Origin of the sequence: Roseomonas nitratireducens (assembly GCF_017813355.1) — a bacterium.
GTDB classification, from domain to species: domain Bacteria; phylum Pseudomonadota; class Alphaproteobacteria; order Acetobacterales; family Acetobacteraceae; genus Neoroseomonas; species Neoroseomonas nitratireducens.
Genome location: NZ_JAGIYZ010000014.1, coordinates 33,654 through 54,186 on the forward strand (window position 1 = coordinate 33,654; position 20,533 = coordinate 54,186).

Below are 20,533 nucleotides of genomic sequence, written 5' to 3' on the forward strand. Positions count from 1 at the left end.
TCAGCGCAAGCAAGACCAGGGGAAGCGTCCGCATGAGTGCCACCAGCCGCGCCGTCTATCGCCATGGCGATATGGGCCGACTGTTCGATCCTGCCGCCATCGCCGTGATCGGCGCGAGCCCGCGCGCGGGCTCCTTCGCCGACCGCACGATCCAGGCGCTGAAGGACTATACGGGCCGGCTGTATCTCGTGAACGCGCGCTACGAGAAGATCGGCGAGCGCGATTGCTTCCCCTCCGTCGCCGCGCTGCCCGAGGTGCCGGATTGCTGCATCGTCGTCGCCGCGAAGGACGCGGTGGAGGAGATCGCGTCGGACTGCGCGAAGGCCGGCGTCGGCGGCATCATGATCTACGCCTCCGGCTTCGCCGAGACGGGGCGGGATGCCGACATCGCGGCGCAGCAGCGCCTCGCGGCGATCGGGCGGGACGCAGGCATGCGGATCGTCGGGCCAAACTGCATCGGCATGCTGAACTTCCGGACCAAGGCCGGCGTGACCTTCATGATCCCGCCGCCGATGGAAGCCCCGCTTCCGCATGCGGTCGGGCTCGTCAGCCAGTCCGGCGCGCTCGGCTTCTCGCTGGCGCAATCAGTGATGCGGGGCGTGTCGGTCAGCCACCTGCTGACGACGGGCAATTCGTCGGACGTGGACGTGGCGGACTGCGTGTCCTTCCTCGCGGACGATCCGGGCTGCGCGGCGATCGCCTGCGTGTTCGAAGGCATGCCCGACCCGATGCGCTTCATCCAGGCGGCGGAAGTGGCCGATGCCGCCAACAAGCCGCTGGTGGTGTTCAAGCTCGGCACCGGCGAGGCCGGCGCGGCGGCGGCGATGTCGCACACCGGCTCGCTCGCCGGCGAGACCGCCGCCTATCTCGCCGCCTTCGAGCGCGCGGGCGCGGTGGTGGTGAAGGATTTCGAGGCGCTGGTCGAAACCGCGGCCTTCCTCGCCAAGGCGCCACGGCCGCAGGCGCGCGGCGTCGCGGTCGTCGCCGTCTCGGGCGGTGCGGCGATCATGTCCGCGGACAAGGCGGAAGCGAACGGCGTGCCGCTGCCGCAGCCGACGCCGCCGGTCCAGGCCATCCTGGAAAGCCGCATCCCGGATTTCGGGTCCGCGCGGAATCCCTGCGACGTCACGGCTCAGGTGGCGAACGACCCCGAGAGCCTGACCGCCTGCGCCGGCGCGATGCTGGGGGAAGAGCACTACGGCGCGCTGATCTACGCGCAGATCTACTCGACCGAACTCTCCGCCAAGCGGCCCGCCGAACTCGCGGCGATCGCCGAGAAGGCCGGCAAGCCGATCTGCGTGGTCTGGACCACGGAATGGCTCGAGGGCTTCGGCGCGAAGGAAGCGGAACAGAACCCGCGCATCGGCCTGTTCCGATCCATGGACCGCTGCTTCGCCGCGCTGTCGCACTGGCATGCCCGCGAGGCGCGCCGCGCCGCGGGGCCGCGCGCCTATACGCGGCTGTCGCGGCTCGAGGCGGCGGCGGAGGCGGCGGCGCTGATAGCCGCGTCGCAGGACCGCACGCTGACGGAGCGCGAGGCGAAGGCCGTGCTCGCCACCTATGGCGTGCCCGTGGTGCCGGAACGGCTGACGCAGACGGAGGATGAGGCCGTCGCGGCCGCCACGGCGCTCGGCTTTCCCGTTGCGATGAAGGTCGAAAGCCCCGACCTGCCGCACAAGACGGAAGCCGGCGTGATCCGCCTGAAGCTGAAGGACGCGGCCGAGGTGCGCGAGGCCTTCCGCGCCGTCATGGCCAATGCGAAGCGCCACGCGCCCGGCGCGCGCATCAACGGCGTGCTCGTGCAGCCCATGGCCAAGCCTGGGGTCGAGGTGATGGTTGGCGGGCGGGTCGATCCACTGATGGGGCCGCTGATCGTCGCGGGCCTTGGCGGCGTGCTGGTGGAACTCATGCGCGATTCCGCGCTCGCGCTCGCCCCGGTCACCGTGGCGGAAGCGCGCGCGATGTTCCAGCGCCTGCGCGGCCGCGCGGCGCTGGAAGGCTTCCGCGGCGCGCCGGCAGCCGATCTCGACCGTCTGGCCGACATCGTCGCGCGCCTGTCCGAATTCGTGGCGGACCAGCGCGGCCGCGTCGCGGAACTCGACGTGAACCCGATCATCGTCGCCGGCAGCGAGGCTGTCGCCGTCGACGCGCTGATCGTGAAGGCCTGATCAGCGGCCCAGCGTGGCGGCGAGCCCGGTGGCGAGCGGCGTCTCGGCACGGAAGCCGAGTTCCGCCGCCGCCTTGGCCGGGTCGCCTAGCGAATGCCGGATATCGCCGATGCGCGCCGGCCCATGCCCGATCGCCGGGGAGGTCCCGAGCAGGTCGGCGATCGTCTCGGCCAGCTGCATGATCGAGGTCTCGCGCCCCGTGCAGACATTGTAGACGGCCGCGCCTGGCTTAATGTCGGCCATCGCCGTGGTCAGCGCGCGCACGACGTCGGCGACGAAGACGAAGTCGCGCGTCTGGCGCCCATCCCCGTTCAGCGTGATGCCCTGGCCCGCACCGAGGCGGTTGCAGAAGATCGAGATCACGCCGGAATAGGGCGAGGAAGGATCCTGCCGCGGTCCGTACACGTTGAAGAAGCGCATGCCGCGGGTGGGCACGCCATGGACGCCGGCTGCGACGGCGGCGTGCAGCTCGCAGCCCAGCTTGTCGGCGCCATAGGCATTGAGCGGCTGCGGCCGCGCATCCTCCCGGATCGCGCCATGCCCCTGGTCGCCGTAGATGGCGGCGGAGGAAGCGTAGACGACCGGCACCGCGCCTTCGCGTCGCGCCGCGTCCAGCACATGGATCGTCGCGGTGAGGTTGGCGCGGTGCGTGCCCGCCCAGTCCTCGTTGGCGCGCGCGACCGAGGCGATCGCCGCCAGGTGGAAGCACCCCGCCACGCCGCGCATCGCATCCCGCACAACCTCGCCATCCGCCGCGTCGCCGACGATCAGCTCGGCGCGCGGATCGAGATTGGCGCGCCGACCCGTGGACAGATCGTCGAGCACGCGCACCGCATGCCCCGCAGCGAGCAGCGCGTCGGCAAGGTGGGAGCCGATGAAGCCGGCGCCTCCGGTCACGAGATAGGTCGCCATGTCCGCCATTCCCCGAATTGGTCGTCGCCGCCCGTCACCTGAGCCCGTGGTTGCTCACCACGAAGGTCATGTAGGGCAATTGCGTCAGCTGCTTGGCGGCCAGCGCGTAGGCCAGCGCCAGCGTCAGCAGCGAGGCCAGGAAGTAGCCATAGCCCGCATAGCCGACGCCGAGCCAGAGCGCGGCCCAGGTGAGTCCCGCATTCAGCACGAGGAAGGTCGCGCCCACCGCCAGCAGGCTGCGCCGCAGGTCGAAGTACGAAAGGATCGCCACGACGAACAGCATCAGGCCGTGGCAGAGCGCACCGAGCACGCCGAAGCGGAAGGTCGGCACGAGTTCCAGGCCGCCGCGCGCCATGCCGATCAGCCCCGGCGCGGCGAGCATCGCAAGGTAGCAGACCGCCGCCTGCAGCACCGCCACCTGGCGGAAACCGTTGGCGAGGATGCGCAGGATCTGGCCGTGGTTGCGTGCGATCTCCTGCGCCGTCGCGTGGTTGGCGATGCCGCGGTAGTAGCGGAGATAGCCCTCGAAGAAGCGCGTCTCCACCACCACCAGGAACATGGCCGCGCCCGGCGCCATGGTCAGGCAGGCCAGGAACATCGCGGAGTCATAGGCCGGATGCGTCGGCATCGCGCCCGCCAGCACGACATGGCCCGGCGCGAACCACATGATCCACTTGTCGACCCAGGTGGCGAGGCCGAACAGCAGCCCGACCAGCGCCAGCGCCCAGTAGCGCCGCATCTCCGGCAGGAAGGCGAAGGGCCGGATCGCCGGCGCGGGATATTCGGCCAGCACGCGGGCGACCAGCGAGAAGACCAGGACCGCGAGTCCGATCGTGAAGCCCGCCAGCAGCCCGACCGTGCCGTGCTCGGGCGCCAGGTGCAGCGCGAGCGCCGCACCGCCGCCCATGCCGAGCGCGAAGGACAGGCTGATGCTGCCGTAGCTCTTGAGAGCGGAGAGGAAGGCCGAGACGAGCCACACCGCACCGACCAGCAGGAAGCCGAGCAGCGCCAGCACGCGCTCCGCGGGCTCCATGTCCACCACGAACAGGTAGAAGGGCACGCCGACCGCGGCCTGCAGCGCGAAGACGACGGCGAGGGAACCTAGAAGCATCCCAGTCGCTTCCGTCACGTCGCGCGCGAAGAGCATGTCCGCCAACCGCCGCGTCACCACCATCACGACCGGCCCCGTCAGGACCAGCGAGAAGGCGAAATTGTAGACGACGACGGTGGAGAAAAGCCGGTGCCGGTCCTCCCCCAGCCATTCGGAGGCGAAGACCTCGACCAGGCCGAGCGCCAGCACGGTGAGCAGCCAGGGCCCCGAGGTGACCGCGACCGCATGCGCCTGGCTGCGCAGGCCCGCATTCAGCGAATCCTCGCGCGCCAGGCGGCGCAGGGCGAAGCCGATGCCGGCCATCAGGCCGCCTTCGCCCGCGGCGCGTCGGGCAGGCGCAGCAGGCTGTCGTAAAGGTCGCGGTAGATCCGGTCGACGACGCGCTTGTTGTAGTATTTCTCGGTCCGGCGGCGCATCGCCTCCCCGCAGCGGGCGCGCATGGCCGGATCGCCCAGCAGGGCCGCGAGCGCCTTCGCCGTCGCCTGCGGATCGGCAAGCGGCACGACGAAGCCGCCCGGGCCGATCGGCGGGCTTTCGTCGGCGCGGCCCTCGATCAGGTCGCGGCAGGATCCGACATCGGTCGCGACCGACGGCACACCGGCCGCCCCGGCTTCGAGCAGCACGAGAGGCTGCGCCTCGCTGATGCTGGTCAGCGCGATGGCGTCGAGCTTGCCGAGATAGTCGTGCAGCTTCACCCGCCCGGCGAACTCGAAGGTCCCTTCCAGACCGAGATGCGCGACCATCTGCTGGCATTCGCGGAAATAGGCGGGATCTTCGTCGGTCGGGCCGAGCAGCAGCGCCCGGCATCCCGGGACCATGTCGCGCAGCAGCGCGATCGCGCGGATATAGGTCTTCACATCCTTGATCGGCACCGCGCGGCCGATCAGCGCGACGGTCGGCGGGCGCGGGGTCGTGTCGCGCGGGATCGCCGAGAAGCCGTCATAGTCGATGCCGTTCGGGATGATCGCCATCCGCTCCGGCGGCGCGCCGTCCCTCGCCTGCAGCTCCTGGTTGCCGGTGTAGAGCGTGACGATCTTGGTACAGGCCTCGTAGCAGGACCGGGAATAGCCGACGAAGGCATCGATCCAGACGTTGCGCAGGTCCTGGCGGCGGCCCTCGAGGTCGAGCCAGGCCGGCGGCCCGTCGGTCAGCCATTCGGCCATCTCGATCTCGACGCGACGTTCGTTCGTGTAGATGCCGTGCTCGGTCAGAAGCCCCGGGCGTCCGGTCTCGATCACGGCGCGCGCCATGACGAGGCCCGCATAGCCCGTGGAGATCGCGTGATAGCAGCGCGCCTTCGGCAATTCCGCCAACAGCGTCGAGAACAGCCCGCCCGCCAGCACGCGCCAGCTCCAGAAGTAGTTCATGAAGGAGCTGCCGGGCACGCTCTGCTCATACATGCGTCGCACGAGCTCGAAGGCCGCGCCGCTGTTGAGCAGGGCCGCGCGCGTCGCCCGCTTCGGATGACGCCGGAGCGCGGCGATGACGCCGCGGAAATCGTCCAGCCCACCGCGCGAGAGCAGGCGTGTCAGCGGGCCTTCAAGCTCCGCGATCAGTCGCGCGGTGCCCCACCCATTGTCGATGCCGCTTTCCGCCTGCTGCAGCGGGATGACGGTGAGGCCCACGACGTTGGGCGGAAGCTCGTATCGCGGCGTCTGTCGCGTCTCGTCGGCCGCCAGCGTCACGATGCGGAAGCGCAGGTCCGAATGCGCCCGGATCAGGTCGTGCGTCCAGGAGGAGACGCCGCCCGCCACGAAGGGATAGGCCCCTTCGAGGATCAGGCAGACATCGGCCTGGTCGGCGCCGCCGGTCATGCCGCCTTCGCCGGCAGCATCGGCTGCGAGGCGTCCTCGGTCCAGAGCGACAGCGCTTCCTCCACCTGATCCGGCAGGCGTGCCGCGCCGGCCTCGCGCAGCCGGAGGCAGAATTCCCGCAGGTCGACGTAGCGGTGCAGCCGGAACAGCCCTTCGAGATAGGCGGCGACGAGGCTCGGACTCGCCTGGTCCTCCTCCGCGGCGGGCGCGAGCAGGCGCACCGCTTCTTCCGCGCGGCCAAGGCGCAACAGCAGCCGGCCGGCCGCGGCGGTCGCGTCGGTGCGGGCCGGCCCTGCCGGCGTGCGCGCTACGGCGTCGAGATAGAGCGCCAGCGCGTCCTCGGCGGATTCGCGCGCGCGGGTCTCGTCGATCAGCCCCGTCGCGGACAAGGCCTCATGGTGCCGTGCCGCTTCCATGATCAGGTCGCGGTTGTCGGGATCGGCCGACCGGCGCGCGTCGAGCGTCATGCTGCGCTGGAGGAATTGCTGCTCGATGCGCGCGACGGCGGCCGCCGCCTGGACGCGCACGGCCGCCTCCTGATCATTAAGCGCGGCGCGCAGCGCGTTGGCGAATTCCGGCCGGAAGCCCGAGGCGATGAGCGCGATCGCGGCCTGCTTCTCCTGCAGGCTGCCGAGCGCGATGACGTCGGCGAAGGGCGCGACCGTGCTGCGCTCCGCCGGCCCGTGTCCGCGCAGCACGACCCGTTCGTAGATCTCGCGCGTCCTGTCCTGCCGTTCTTCCGGGAACAGCGCCACGTACCATTCGGCGAAGGGGCGCGCGCGCAATACGAAAAGACGCCGCAGCAGGGCCGCGACCGCGGCGCCCGCGACGCCGAGCGGCCCGAGGAAGACGGCAGCGACGACGAAGAGCAGGAAGGCAGGATCGTCGCCACCGGCGCGGCGAAGGCCATAGGCGGCGAGCAGGGTGCCAAGGGCGATGAGGCCATGCAGCTGCAGCGCGGCCGGAATCGCCGTGGGGTCCGCCACGGCGCGCACCAGGATCCAGCCCTCGAGGATCGCGACGACGAGGACGAGCAGCGCCGCGAGCGCCTCGGTGATCGGCGAGGGAGCCTCTTCGTGCGCGCTCATCGCGCCGCCCGGGCTTCCGCCCGTTGCGGACGGTAGAGCGTCTCGACGCGGTGCCGGAGCCCGAAGCGCAGGCCGGCGACGCCGAATTCCTCCTCGACGCCCGCGGTCACGCGCGTCGCGAGGGATTGCGCGGCCTCATCGGCGACGCCTGGCAGGATGATGACGACGTCCCACCCGTCGCGCCGCCAGTCGAAAGCCTGCTCGGTCGGCCCCAGCAGCGCCTCGACGGCACGGGAGACGGCACGCGCCGCGGCGGGCTGCAGACTTGGGCCCGCGCCCTCCGGCTCATCGAAGCCCAGGCGAAGGACCGCGACGCCGAAGCCGAACCTGCGCGCCATGGCGATGGCGTGGTCGCGCGCCACCTCGAACAGCGGCGCCGGCAGCAGGCGCCGCACGGGGTCGAAGTAGCGCGTCGCCTGCGTCTCCTCCCAATGCTGGGCGTTCGCGTAGGCGGAGCCGATCCATTCGCAGAGGATGCGGAAGTTCTGGACGTTCGACGGCACGAGGTCGAGGAAGTCCATCTCCTCGATCTTCAGCATGCCGATTACTTCGCCGGTCTCCGTCGAGGTCAAGGGGCCGGCCAGCAGGCCCTCGGCTCCCAGGATGAGCCCATGCGACGGGCGTGTCGCGACGAGATGCCGCCGATGCGAGATGACCGCCTGGTACAGCGCCGTCGACTGGTCGAATTCGGTGGCGAAGGCATCGCCCTCGGTCCAGCCGTCGCTGAGCGCGGCTTCGAGGACGCGGTCGTTCAGCAGGTAGAGCGAGAATTTCCGCGGGTTCATCACCGCCGGGACAAGCTGCTGGATGCCAGCCAGCACCTGGCCCGTATCCTGCCGCTCGATGCTGCGCGACGCGGTGAAGATCGAATGGACCGTGCGCACCTGACCCGCGACGCGCGCCTCGAGATGATCCTTCAGCTGCGACAGCTGCTGATAGGCGGCGCCGATGCCATCCGCATGCTCGCGCGCCTCCCGCAACTCCTCGCGCAGCGTATCGCGGTCACGGCGCTGGGCGTCGCGGATCTCGCCGATAATGACCGCGGCGAAGATCCAGAGCAGAGGCTCCCGCGTGGCCCGGAGGAGCCAGGCGTACAGGTCCTCGCTGAAGCCCTGCTCCGGCAGGTTGTGCACGAGCAGCGCGGCGGAGGCGAGGAGCGCGGCCGCCAGCCCCTCCTTCGCGCCGTACTGGGCCGCGGCGAGCAGCACGATGATCCAGAAGGGATGCGGCGTGATGCCCGCGAGACGGTCGCGGTCCAGGAAGAAATGATCGACCGCCAGCGCGGCGAGGAGGAAGGCGACGATCTCGACGAGCGCCGTGACGCGCAGGCCCATCACCTGCCGTGGCTCATGCCACGACGGCAGGGAGGATTCGGCCCGTGCGTCGCGCGCTGCCATCAGAACAGGAACGCCATGGCGGCGCCCAGCACCGTCGTCTCGCCCTGCGACCGGCCGATGTTGCGCACATAGCCCGCGCGGAGCGAGATCTCGACCGGGCCGACCGCGTAGCCGATCGTGCCGTAGGCGACCGGGCCGGAGCGCCCATAGCGGTCGGCGCCGTAGCCCGCCTGGAACTGGTAGGTCAGCCGCCCGTCGCCGTTCACGCTGCCGCGGGTGCCGCCATAGCCGATCAGGCCCGCATGGACCTCGCGATCCACGATCGGCAGCGGCTGGAAGGATGCGCCGCTCGCGTCGATGCGGCGCGTCTCGTCCAGCACGTACTCGGCGTCGAGCGCATAGGCGATCGACAGGCCGGCGATGCCGCCGAGGTCGCCATAGCGCAGTTCCCCGCGCACCGTCGCGCTGCTGAGGATGTCCTCCTCGTCGCGCGGGATGCCGTAGCGGTTCAGGCCGACCTCGATGCGCCCGGTCAGCTGCGGCGTGAAGCGCTGGAAGCGCTCGGCGGCGACACGGTCGCGGACCGCGCCGTCGATGATCGCCTCGACGAAGTCCCAGACCGGCCGGCGATACTCGATGCGCGCACCGGTATATCCCCAGTCGTCGGGCAGGCGCCCGGAGAGTCCGAAGCCCGCGCTCCATTCATTGGCGAAGAGCGAAGCCTGGACCGTCGCGCCTTCCCGCCATTCGTGCTGGAGGAAGACCTCGGTGCGGATGCGGTCGCCCGAGAAGTCGCGCACCGCGCCCGAAGGGCGGCGGACATTCGTCGCGTCCACATGCGCGACGCCCTGTGTGGCGCCGATCCGCCAGGCCTCGCCGACGTTCCAGTGGCCACCGGCCTCGCCGATAGTGATGTCCGCCTTGTCGGACCCGATGCCGCCGCGCTGGATGCGTTGCTCGATATCGCCGCGCAGCCGGGGCGCGCGGTCGCGCTCGAGCGCCACGAGGCCGCTGGCGAGCGACGTGTTGCCCGGGTCGAGCAGCACCGCTTCGCGCTGAAGCTCGCGCGCAAGCCGCGGGCGCCCAGTCTCCCGCGCCACGGTGGCGAGCCCGGCCACGGGCTCCGCGCTCGTCGGCACGTCGGAGCGCAATCCGGCATAGGCTTCGCGCGCCGCGGTGAAGCGACCGGTCACGAGCAGCAGCTGCGCGTCGAGTAGCCGCAGCCGCATCTCGCCCTGCCGCGCGGCCTCGGCGGCCTGGTCATCGGGCGAAGCCTCCGCGGCGGGCGGCGCGGCGACGGGCACCACGGCCGCAGCCGCGGGCGCGCGCGCCGCCGCCGGCCGCGTCGCGAGCGTCGCCTCGTCGGCATGCGCCGCCGGCGCGGCGAGGCCGACGATGATCGCCATCGCCGGCAAGGCAAGCATGTCGTTGCGGAGTCGTTCGTATCGCTTCATCGGCCAGCCAGCACTGTCTGCGCTCTCCCATAGTCGCGCATCTCGATTAGCAGCGACACGAGATCGGCGCGAAGATGCCGATCGTCAGGACGCTCCACCAGAAGCGCCTCGTAGATCGGCAGCGCGCGGTCTCCCGCGCCGACCCGGCGCAGAAGGGTCGCCTGCATCTTTCGTGCATCCGCGGAACGTTCGGTGCCGTTGCCGAGACGCCGCAGCGCGGCCTCGTGCCAGCGCCGCGCCCCATCGGGATCGCGCTGGCGCAGCCGGATCTCGCCCAGGATGAAGAGGCTTTCGGCATCGCCGCCCGTGGCCTGCGCATGATCCGACAGCAGGCGTTCGGCCAGCGCGGCGTCGCCCTGCCGCCAGGCGGCGAAGGCGACGCGCCTGCGCATCGCGGCATCGCCGCCGCCGGCCAGGACCATGGCCCGCTGCACCTGGTCCTCCAGCGCCTCGCTGCCGGTCTGGCCGGCAAGGCCGGCAAGCATCTGCAGCCGGTCCTGCGCCGGCTGGCGCGCGAGTTCCTCGCGCAGCGCAGCGGCGAGCCCGGCGCGGTCGCCCGCGACCGAGAGTGCCGTGAGATAGGCGTCGCGCGCCGGTCCCGCCGCGCCACCGGCGTCCGGGGACGCGCGATAGGCCGCGATCGCGCCCCGTGCGCCGCCGCGTTCGGTCAGCAGGCGCATCCACGCCGCCTTCTCCGACCCCGAGGCCGCGCGGGCGCGCGACTCGAGCCAGGACATGGCCGCGGCGCTCGGCCGCTGTCCCCAGACGAACAGCAGCTGCCGGACCTCGGCGCTGTCCGCGCCGGCACTGGCGGCGAGCTCGCGGAAGACCGGCTCGGCCTCGCCCCGCGCGCCGCGTTCCAGCAGGCCGAAGGCAAGCTGCCGCCGCAGGGCGATCGGTAGCGCCTGGCGGCGCGCGAGCTCGACCCACAGCGCCGTGGCTTCCTGCCGCCGTCCGGCACGGTCGGCCGCCTCCGTATAGGACCAGAGCCACGCCTGGGGGTCGGCAAGCGCCATGCCGCGCAGCGCCGGCAGCATCTCGGCGCGCGCGCCGAGCTCGTTCAGCATCGCGAGCGCCGCGCCGCGCTCCGCCTCGGTCGATGCGGCGGAGAGCCGCGTGGTCCAGAGCGCGCGCAATTCAGCCGCGGCGCCGACATCGCCAGCGCGCCACGCGGCATGCCGGGCCGCCTCCAGCAGCGTCGCGTCGGCGGCGCCCTCGGCGGCGAGCTCACGCAGGATGGGCAGCGCCTGTCCGGGCTCCCCGGCATCGAGCAGCAGGCGGGCGAGGATCAGCCGCTCCGGCGCGGCGCCATGCGCGGCAAGGCGCCGCGCGGCGGCGATGGCGGTGCGACTGGCCCGCGCATCGGCCGCGACGTGCAGCGCATCGCGCAGCAGCGCGGGCGGCGCCGTGGCGCCGGCCTCCGACGCGATCCATGCGACCGCCGCATCCTGCCGGTCGGGCAGCGCCGCCGCGGTCAGCAGCCAGGCGGCGTCGAGCGCGGCGGAAGGTCGCTGCGCGCGCAGCGCCTCGAACAAGGCAGCGCCCTGCTCCGCCTGCTCCATCCGTACGAAGGACCGTGCGATCTCAGCCAGCAGCGCGGGTGGCAGCTCGGGGCGCGCGCTGATGCGCGCGAGGATGTCGGTCGCCGGATCCGGATGGCCGAGGGCCATCAGCACGCCGGCGAAGCCGAAGGCGCGGCGCGGATCGGCCGCATCCCGGCGCGACACGAGGGCAAGCTGCGCCCAGCGCCGCGCCGCGGCCCGATCACCGAGCTGAAGCGCCACCTCGGCCGCCAAGGCGGGATCGCCTTCGAGCACATCGGGCCCGCCCCAGGCGAGCAGGCGGCGCAGCACTTCGGTCTGCCCCGCATCAAGCGCGACGGCGGCGAGCGTCGACAGCATCGCGGCCGACGCCTGGCCCGTCGGCATCGCTTCCACTGCCGCGATCGCGCGGGTCGTCTCGCCAAGGGCGACCGACAGGCGCAGGCGCAGCGTCGCGGCTTCGACCGCGGCGCGGCCGCCAGCCTCGGCGGCCAGGGTCTCGAGACGCTCGAGGGCCGAGCGCTCCCGGCGTGCATCGATCTCGGCCTGCGCGAGCGCGAGCACCAGCGCGGGCGGCGCGGAGACACCCGCGAGCGGCTCGAGCACAAGGACGGCCAGGTCGGGCCGTCGCGCGGCGGCCAGAAAGCTTGCCAGCATCGGCGCGGCGGCCGCGGCGGCGCCGCGATCCTGCGCCGCGAGCCAGTCCCGCGCCACCGAGGCGGCCGCCTCGGCCTGGCCGGCTTCGACATGCAGCGACACGGCGAGCGCGGCTGCGTGCACGTCATAGGCTCGCGGATGCTGCCGCGCGAGGCGACGCAGCGCGGCCAGGCCTTCGGCCGGCGCGCCTGCCGACGCATCCAGCCGCGCTAGCGCGAGGAGGTCGGCCGGTTCGGCCGTCGCGTCGGCGGTCAGGCCGCGCAGCACCGCGCGCTGCTCATCGACCTGCCCGAGCGCGCCGTGCAGGCCGGCGATCTCGCGCAGCCGCGGCTGAGCCGGCGCGACCGCCTGCAGTGCGACCAGCGCCCGCAACAGGCCGGCGCGGTCCTCGCCCAGCTGGCGACGATAGGCGACCAGGGCCTCGAGCACCTGCCGGTCGCGCGGACGTTCGGCGGCCAGCGGTTCGAGGAGCGCGATGGCGGCGCGCATGTCGCCGGTCTCGGCCCGCGCACGCGCGAGCGCCGCAACGGTCGCGGGGGACCGCTCACCATCGGCGTAGCGCTGCTCCAGCAGGCTGCGCGCGCCCTCGGCATCGCCTGATTCGAGGCGCAGCAGTGCCATTTCCTGCCCGCGCGGGATCAGCGCGATGCTCGCGCCGATCACGCCCAGCACGGCGAGCGCGAGCGGCAGCCGGTAGCCGCGCGAGGGGCGCGGCGCGGTTTGCGCCTGGGGACGCGCGAGTTCGATGCGGATCCGCGGTTGGACGGGGACCGGCAGCGACGGAGCCTGGCTCATGATGCCTCCCTCGGCGGCGGGACGATGCGCGTGAGATCCGGCGTGGCGACATAGGGCACGAAGCCGTTGCGGCGCTGCTCGGCGTAGATCCGCGCGATGCCGTCGCGGTCGGCGGGATCCCAGTAGTCGAGCGAGTACAGCCGCAGCGAGGGGAAGCGGCGCCGCGCTTCCCACATCAGGTCGCGCTGCCAGGCGTAGTCGTTCTCCGGCAGGCGTCGATAGGTCGTGCCGTCGGCCTCGTGCGTCGTGCGCACCGATTCGCCGAGCAGCATGTCGAACTGTCCGACCAGGTTCGGAAGCAGGGCGTAGCCGCGATTGACCATGATGCCGGCGGCAGGGAAGCGGCGCCGCATGCGCCGCACGAGCCCCGCGGCCGCGTCGATCATGCCGGCATGGCGCCGGGGTTCGCGCTGCTCCAGATATTCGGCATCGTCGAGCGTATCGAGGAAGACGCCGTCGAAGCCGCGCGCGAGCACGGCCGGGACGATGCGGTCGAGCACGAGCCGTTCCCACAGCGGTGCCCGCATGTCGACGAACCAGGCGTCGGGCCAGCTCGGGTTCCGCCCGAGCAGGATGCCCCCCGCCTCGGCCTCGGCGAAGTAGGCGCGGCTCGCATGCACCTCGCCCATGCTGACATAGCCGAGCATCCGCGCGCCCGGGGCGCGCCGCGCGAGCAGGGCAGCCGGTGCCTCGGCATCCAGCACGACGAGGTCGTAGTCGCCGATGGGCGCGGCCTCGTCGCGGCCGTAGTAGACGAGAAAGCGGCACTCCACGCCCGGGCAGGCCCGCGCCGCGAAGCCGCCGACCGCGCCGGCGCCGAGGATGGCGGCCGCGAGCCGGCGCCCGATGCCCGCCGCCCCGCGCCCCGTCACGCCGCCATTCCCCTTCATCACGCGCCCTGCTCCGCTATTCGACGGTCACGCTCTTGGCGAGGTTCCGGGGTTGGTCCACCTCGGTGCCGCGCCGCGTCCCGGCATGATAGGCGAGCAGCTGCATGGGGACGGAGTAGAGGATCGGCGTCGAGATCGCCGGCGCCTCCGGCATGGCGATCGAGGCCGCCACGCCGTTCGCGAAACGGTCCGTCTGCTCACGGTCGGAGATGAGGATCGCCTGGCCGCCGCGCGCCATCACCTCGTACATGTTCGAGGCCGTCTTCTCGAACAGCTCGTCCGGGGGGGCGATCATCACGATCGGCACCTCCTTGTCCACGAGCGCGATGGGGCCGTGCTTCATCTCGCCGGCCGCATAGCCCTCGGCGTGGACGTAGGAGACTTCCTTGAGCTTGAGCGCGCCTTCGAGCGCGAGTGGATAGGCCGTGCCGCGGCCGAGATAGAGCACGTCCCGCGCCCCGGCGAGCAGCGCGGCGACGCCGCCCGCATGGGCATCGCCGGCCAGCGCTTCGGTGATCAGGTCCGGCGTATCGGCCAGGGCCGCGACCAGCGCCCGTTCCGCCTTGCAGTCGAGTTCGCCGCGCGCCCGCCCGAAGGCGATGGCGAGGCAGGCGAGGACGACGAGCTGGGTCGTGAAGGCCTTGGTGGAAGCGACGCCGATCTCGGCCCCGGCAAGCGTCGGAAGCACGGCGTCGGCTTCCCGCGCGATCGTGCTTTCGGCCACGTTGACGACGGCGACGGTGCGCGCGCCGCGCGACTTCGCGTAGCGCATCGCGGCCAGCGTGTCGGCCGTCTCGCCGGACTGGGAGATGGCGATGACGAGCGCGCCGCGGCCGAGCGGGGGGCGGCGGTAGCGGAATTCGGATGCGATCTCGCAATGCACGGGCAGGCCCGCGATCGATTCGAGCCAGTACTTCGCGACCATGCCGGCATGGAAGGAGGTGCCGCAGGCCAGGATCGTCACGGTCTCGAGCCCCGCGGCGTCGAAGCCGTAGCGACCGAGGTCGATGCGGCGTGTCGCCGGGTTGATCATCGAGTGCAGCGTCGCGCCGACGACGGCGGGCTGCTCGAAGATCTCCTTGTGCATGTAGTGGGCGTGGCCGCCCTTGCCGACGCCGTCGCCCATGGCGGGGATTCGGCGCTCGGCGCGGGACACGCGATGCCCCGATGCGTCGTGGATCCAGGCGCCGTCGCGCGTGACGACGGCCCAGTCGCCTTCCTCGAGATAGGCGATGCGGTCGGTGAAGGCGCCGAGCGCGAGCGCGTCGCTGCCGACGCTCATCTCGCCGTCGCCGAAGCCGATCGCGAGCGGGCTGCCGCGCCGCGCGCAGATCAGCATCCCGTCATGCCCGGTGAACAGGATCGCGACCGCGAGTGCGCCCTGCAGGCGGGAAAGCGTGGCCATCACGGCCTCAGCGGGCGTCATGCCGCCGCGCAGGTGCCGCGTGAGCAGCACGGCGATGACCTCGGTGTCGGTCTGGCTGTGGAACGCCTCGCCGGCGGACTCGAGTTCCTCGCGCAGTTCGCGGTGGTTCTCGATGATGCCGTTGTGCACGACGGCGACGCGGTCGGTGGCGATCGGATGGGCGTTCATCTCGCAGGGCGCGCCATGCGTCGCCCAGCGGGTATGGCCGATGCCGGTCTCGCCGGCCAGCGGCTCGGCCGCGATCCGCTCGGCCAGCCGGTCGACCTTGCCTGCGGCGCGCCGGCGACGGATTTCGCCGCCCATGAGCGTTGCGATGCCCGCGCTGTCGTAGCCGCGGTATTCAAGACGGCGCAGAGCACCGAGAAGCCGCGGCGCGACGGCGCCACGACCCACAAGACCCACGATTCCGCACATGCCGCAGTCTCCTTGCCGGGCGCCCCGAGGGACACCTCACCTGGTCAAACTGCCCCCGCAGTCCATCCTAGTGACCGGCGCCGAAGTGACGCCGCACAAGGGTCTCCAATCCGTCGCGCGCGACGGGCTTGCGCAGCGTCACGGCGTCGCCGCCCGTGTTGCGCGCAACTTCCTGCATCGTCTCCAGTTCCCGCGCGGCCGCGACGAGGAACAGCGGCCGGGCCTGGCTCATCTCGCCCGGCTCGTCGTCCTGCTCCCAGCGCGGCGCGGTGTCGATGGTCTCGAGCATCGCGGTGGACTGGAGCGCGCCGGCGAGTCGTGCCGCCTCCGCCGCACTGCTCGCCACCAGCACGCGGCAGTCGAGCGGCGCGAGGATGGCCTTGTAGAGCCGCGCCGAGAGGACGTTGTCGTCGACGATGATCACCGTCTGAGTCATTGAGGCGGTTCCCCCTGTCGGCGAAGGGATGGTTGAGGGATGCGCTTCGGTCAGCATGTCGCGCACCACGTCAGGCAATGATGATGATGTCGGAGGCGGAGAGCGCCGGTAGGCCGGTGAAGTCGGCGACCGCGACGCGGCCGATCAGGCCGATCCCGTCCGCATCCCACCAGAGCCGGCCGAGGTCGCTTTCGTAGACGAACTGTCCGACGCCGGCGGAGTTGGCGTCCCCCGTGGTGTTCGTGATGAAGCGACCGGTCGCGCCGACATCCATCCCCGCGGCCAGGAACCCGCCAAAGCCGGCGGCGGAGATCGCGATCTTGTCCACGCCCGTGGCGTAGTCCGTGATCCGGTCGACGTTGTGCTGGCTGCTGTTGAAGCGGAACACGTCCGCCTCGGAGCCGCCCGTGAGCAGGTCGTTGCCGGCGCCGCCGATCAGCGTGTCGGCCCCGGCGCCACCGGTGATCGTGTCGTTCTCGGTGGATCCGTCCAGCCAGTCATTACCACCATTGCCGACCATGCTGTCGGCACCGCCGCCACCGAGCAGGGTATCCGCGTTGTTCACGCCCAGCAGCGTGTCATTGCCACCGAGGCCGGACAGCACGTTGGAGACAGCGGCATTGCCCTCGATGCGGTTGGCGGAGGCGTTGCCCGTGCCGGTGCCGGCGGTGCCGGTCAGCACGAGGTGCTCGATCGCGGTGCCGAGCGTGTAGTTGATGCTCGACTGCACCGTGTCGGCGGCGCCGGCGGCATCGACGACGACATCGCCGGTGTTGTCGATCGAGTACCAGTCGTTGCCGTTGCCGCCGACGAGGGAGTCGGCACCCGTGCCACCGTCCAGCGAGTCATTGCCGTCGCCGGCGGAGAGCGTGTCGTTGCCGCCGGCGCCCACGAGCCGGTTTACGCCCGTATTGCCCGTGATGAGGTTTGCGAGTGCGTTGCCGGTGCCGTCGATGGAGGCGGTACCGGTCAGGACGAGGCGTTCGATATCCGCGCCCAGGGTGAAGGTGGCGGATGCGCGCACCTCGTCGGTCCCCTGGCCGGCGCCCTCGACGACGGTGTCGGACGAGGAGTCGACGATGAAGATGTCGTTCCCCGCGCCGCCGGCCATCGAGTCGTTACCGGCGCCGCCATCGATCGTGTCGTTGCCCGAGCCGCCACCGAGCGTGTTCGCGCCCGAATTGCCGAGGATCCGGTTGGCGAGGACGTTTCCGAAGCCGGAGATCGAGTCAGTACCGGTCAGCACCAGATGTTCGACATTGTCGGACAGCGTGTGGGTTGCCGAGGCGTGAACCGTATCCACGCCCGAGGTGGCGAGTTCGACCACCACGTCGCCCACATTGTCGACCTTGTAGAGGTCACTGCCGCCGCCGCCCTTCATGGTGTCGGCGGCAGACCCGCCATCGAGCGTATCGTTGCCCGCCGCGCCAAGGATAAGGTCGCCGTTCAGCGTACCGAACAGCGCCTCGCTGTTCGTCGTCCCGATCCGGGCGATGCCACCCTCCCGCACGATGCCGCCGGCGCCGATCGCGACCACGTTCAGCGTGTGCACCGCGTTCGACAGCGGCGCGACGGAAAGCGACCAGGCGCCGGCGCCGTCCGCCACCACCGTGCCGAGCGTCGCGGCACCCTCCGTCACGGTCACGGTCGCGCCGGCCGATGCCGTGCCGGTGATCAGCGAGCGGGTGAGGTTGGTGGAGACGTCGGCGATGGCCGGTGCGGCGATGACGCCCGTCGGCGGCACGAGGTTCACCGCCACGTTGTGCAGGCCGAGGCTCGGCAGCAGCAGCTCCAGCATCCCGTCCTGCATCTTGGTGACGGTTGCGCCCGTGACCGACACGGCGAACTCGTTCGCCGCGAAGGTCTTCAGGTCGACCAGCACCTTGCCTTCGCCGTTCAGGACGAAGGAGATGTTGGACCCGTCGCCGGTCACGGAGATGAGCTTGCCGCGCGCGGGCAGCTGGACGATGTGCGTCACGTCCGCCGGCGCGGTGCCGAGCGCGATCGTGAAGTTGCTGTCGCCCGCGGGCAGGAAGACGCTGTCGCCATCATAGGCGTACCAGGCGCTGCCGCCGGTGATCGAGACGCTGGCGATCGCGGTGTCGAGGTCGAGCTGGAAGGTGTTGAGCGCGCCCCGGACCTCGGCGGAGATGGTGTTCGTGCCCGCGTTGAAGGTGTAGTTCAGCGTCGCCTGCTCGAAGGCCGCGAGCCGCGCGGCGAGGTCGGCGAGGGTGACGAATTCGGCGCCGTAGTTGTAGGCGGCCTCGATCAGCGGCTTGAAGGTCGCCTCGTTGCCGTAGACCTTGTTGTCGCCGGTGTTCCAGCCGGTCAGCCCGTAGTCGTGCCAGGGGAAGACCACCACAGGCAGGTCGGCGAGGCGAACGGCGTCGTTCCATTCCTGGAGCCATCCGGCCGCGGCCTGCTCGAGCGTCAGGTTCTTCCAGCCGGTCTGCGTGAAGTCGGAGGAGATGTTGGGCGCGATGTAGATGCCCTTGCTCGTATCCGGCGTCAGGTAGCCGAAGGCGCCAGGATACCCGGCGCCGACCATCGCGTTACCGCCGGTGAGGTAGTTGTAATAGTCGAGGACCTTCAGCGAGACGGCGGTGCTCTGCGGCATGCCGGGGATGGCCGCGCCTTCGATGGTCAGGCCAGGAATGTTGGCCTGGAGCGCCAGCTTCGACCATTCGAACTCCTGCTGCAGTTCGGCGTTGGTCAGCAGGTTCGTGTCGAACGGGTGGGAGTAGGAGTGCGAGCCGAGCTCGTTTCCGAGCGCGATGAGCCGCTGGTAGTAGGGCAGCGAAGCGGCCCAGTCGACGCCCGCCCCGTCGGTCAGGTCGTTGTCGCCGGTGGTCGTGAAGTCGTCGCCGAGATTGAGGTAGTAGGAGCCGACGAAGTTGTACTGCGTCTTCCAGCGCTCCAGGATCTCCATCATCACGTCGTAGATGCCGGGCTCGTTGCCCGGTGGATTGACGGCGCCGACCTCCTGCGACTGGTCCATGTCGTTGCGGGAGGCGAAGATCGCCGTGTGGCGGCTCATCTCCAGCCGCACCTCCGGCGCGACGAGGTTCGAGACCACCCAGTCGAGCGCGCGGGACAGGAGGTTGTTGTCCGCGAGCATGCCCTCGGTCGCGAAGTGCACGTTCCGACCGCCGGTGACGGTCGTGTAGATCGCGTTCGTGGTCGTCTGCGTGCCGGTCTCGAGGTCCGTCAGCGTCTGGGTGGCGAGGACCTCGTGGGAGACGCCGTTGAGGACGCCGAAGGTCTGCGTGCCGATCGGGCCGAAGACGTTGGTGTAGGTGCGGATGGTCTCGCCCGTCGCGAGGTCGTCGACGATCGGATTGGTCGAGGCGGTCGCCTTGACGTCGATCTGCGTCAGCGTGCCGTCGGAGGAAACGAGCTGCAGCCCCATCAGCTGCTTGAGGCGGCCGTAGGAGTCGCCTGCGATCGCACTGCCCGTCTGGTCGTTCGTCATGAAGTTGCCGGCCGTGATCAGGCCGACGCCGTAGTCGTAGACGGCGCTCGTCAGCGCGGTGGTGATGGCGCCGACCTTGGCGCTGTCCACATGCGAGAAGGAGGGGAAGATGATGCTGTCGTACTGCGACAGCTTCGAGATGTCGGTGAGGTCCGCCTCGGTGAGGATGTCGTAGGGGACACCGGCCATCGCCGCCTGGTTCTGGGCGGAGGCGAAGAGCTGGGTGTAGGCGGTGGAGGGGGTCGAGGTCGCTGCGTCGCCGCCGAAGAACTTGTAGGCGGTGGTCTCGGAGTAGACGATCGCGACCTTCATCGCCGAACCGTTCGAGCCACTGGGGGCGACGGTGTAGGGCGTGCCGGAATAGTTGCCCGGGACGAAGGTCGTGTTGTTGACGTCGATCAGAACGTCCATCGCCGGATTGACGGCGTCGTTCAGCGATGCCAGCGAAACGGCGAGTTCGACGGTCTTGCCGTCGGCGCTCCGCGCGTACTGCACGCTTGCACCAACCACCGGAATGAGGCCGGCGCCGCCGGAGTAAAGGAACGGCACGCCGCTCGCGCCGAAGTCGATGTTGTACTCGGCACCCCCGGTGTTCCCGAAAATCTGGAAGCCGGTCGAGGCGTTCTGATCCGTATTCAGCCAAATCGTCGTATTCGCACCGATCTGTACCGGCGCGACGATCGCCATATAGAGCGTTACGCCGTCGATCCTGCCATAGACGTCGTAGCCGCTGACCCAATTCGTCGGATAGCCGAGGCGGTCCGCGAAGGTCCAATCAGTCGTAAGGCCGTCGACGAGGATCGATGATCCGGACATAGGCTCTCCCCTCCGTCTTCAAACGGCAACGCACGACATGATGACGACTTGCACTCAGCCGGTGAGACGGGGGTACGGGCTGAGCATTTCTTCGGTCTGTATCGGCAATTGGAGCGCGCAAAATCGTGATCGCGCCACCGACGGTCCGGCGCCTCACGAAAATGTGATAAGCCTTTTTGTCGCCCGCCTCTTGACGATTACA

General features: G+C 70.8%; 12 protein-coding genes. 1 reads left to right on the forward strand and 11 read right to left on the reverse strand.

The features are described from left to right. The first annotated feature begins 32 nt into the window (after positions 1–32). A complete protein-coding gene (locus tag J5Y09_RS14980; protein ID WP_209352615.1) occupies positions 33–2,168 on the forward strand; it encodes an acetate--CoA ligase family protein in 2,136 nt (711 codons plus the stop codon). Here the strand turns inward: J5Y09_RS14980 and J5Y09_RS14985 are convergent, their stop codons facing one another. From J5Y09_RS14985 to J5Y09_RS15035, 11 genes are all read right to left on the reverse strand, one after another. After that, positions 2,169–3,080: an NAD-dependent epimerase/dehydratase family protein gene (locus J5Y09_RS14985; RefSeq protein WP_209352616.1), complete on the reverse strand. Its 912-nt coding sequence runs from the start codon at positions 3,078–3,080 to the stop codon at positions 2,169–2,171. Positions 3,081–3,114: 34 nt separating this feature from the next. After that, positions 3,115–4,494 (reverse strand): exopolysaccharide Pel transporter PelG, encoded by a 1,380-nt coding sequence (gene pelG, locus J5Y09_RS14990; protein ID WP_209352617.1) that lies wholly within the window; start codon positions 4,492–4,494, stop codon positions 3,115–3,117. Then, the gene (gene pelF, locus J5Y09_RS14995) at positions 4,494–6,005 is read right to left on the reverse strand and encodes a GT4 family glycosyltransferase PelF (protein WP_209352618.1); all 1,512 of its coding nucleotides are present in this window, start codon (positions 6,003–6,005) and stop codon (positions 4,494–4,496) included. The genes pelG and pelF overlap by 1 nt, the downstream gene beginning before the upstream one ends. Beyond that, a complete protein-coding gene (locus J5Y09_RS15000) occupies positions 6,002–7,093 on the reverse strand; it encodes a tetratricopeptide repeat protein (RefSeq protein ID WP_209352619.1) in 1,092 nt (363 codons plus the stop codon). Before J5Y09_RS15000 ends, pelF begins: the two co-directional genes overlap by 4 nt. Further along, on the reverse strand, positions 7,090–8,490 hold the full coding sequence (locus tag J5Y09_RS15005) for a GAF domain-containing protein (protein ID WP_209352620.1): 1,401 nt from the start codon (positions 8,488–8,490) through the stop codon (positions 7,090–7,092). Before J5Y09_RS15005 ends, J5Y09_RS15000 begins: the two co-directional genes overlap by 4 nt. Further along, on the reverse strand, positions 8,490–9,884 hold the full coding sequence (locus tag J5Y09_RS15010; RefSeq protein WP_209352621.1) for a tetratricopeptide repeat protein: 1,395 nt from the start codon (positions 9,882–9,884) through the stop codon (positions 8,490–8,492). Before J5Y09_RS15010 ends, J5Y09_RS15005 begins: the two co-directional genes overlap by 1 nt. Next, a complete protein-coding gene (locus tag J5Y09_RS15015; RefSeq protein WP_209352622.1) occupies positions 9,881–12,877 on the reverse strand; it encodes a tetratricopeptide repeat protein in 2,997 nt (998 codons plus the stop codon). The genes J5Y09_RS15010 and J5Y09_RS15015 overlap by 4 nt, the downstream gene beginning before the upstream one ends. Continuing rightward, a complete protein-coding gene (locus J5Y09_RS15020) occupies positions 12,874–13,767 on the reverse strand; it encodes a glycoside hydrolase family 191 protein (protein WP_209352623.1) in 894 nt (297 codons plus the stop codon). The genes J5Y09_RS15015 and J5Y09_RS15020 overlap by 4 nt, the downstream gene beginning before the upstream one ends. A gap of 16 nt (positions 13,768–13,783) precedes the next feature. Next, positions 13,784–15,607, reverse strand: a complete 1,824-nt coding sequence (gene glmS, locus J5Y09_RS15025) for a glutamine--fructose-6-phosphate transaminase (isomerizing) (protein WP_209352624.1) — start codon at positions 15,605–15,607, stop codon at positions 13,784–13,786. A 67-nt stretch (positions 15,608–15,674) separates the two neighbouring features. Further along, complete coding sequence (locus tag J5Y09_RS15030; protein ID WP_209352625.1) at positions 15,675–16,043, reverse strand: hypothetical protein; 369 nt, start codon at positions 16,041–16,043, stop codon at positions 15,675–15,677. A gap of 70 nt (positions 16,044–16,113) precedes the next feature. Continuing rightward, positions 16,114–20,331: an Ig-like domain-containing protein gene (locus J5Y09_RS15035; RefSeq protein ID WP_209352626.1), complete on the reverse strand. Its 4,218-nt coding sequence runs from the start codon at positions 20,329–20,331 to the stop codon at positions 16,114–16,116. Positions 20,332–20,533: the final 202 nt, after the last annotated feature.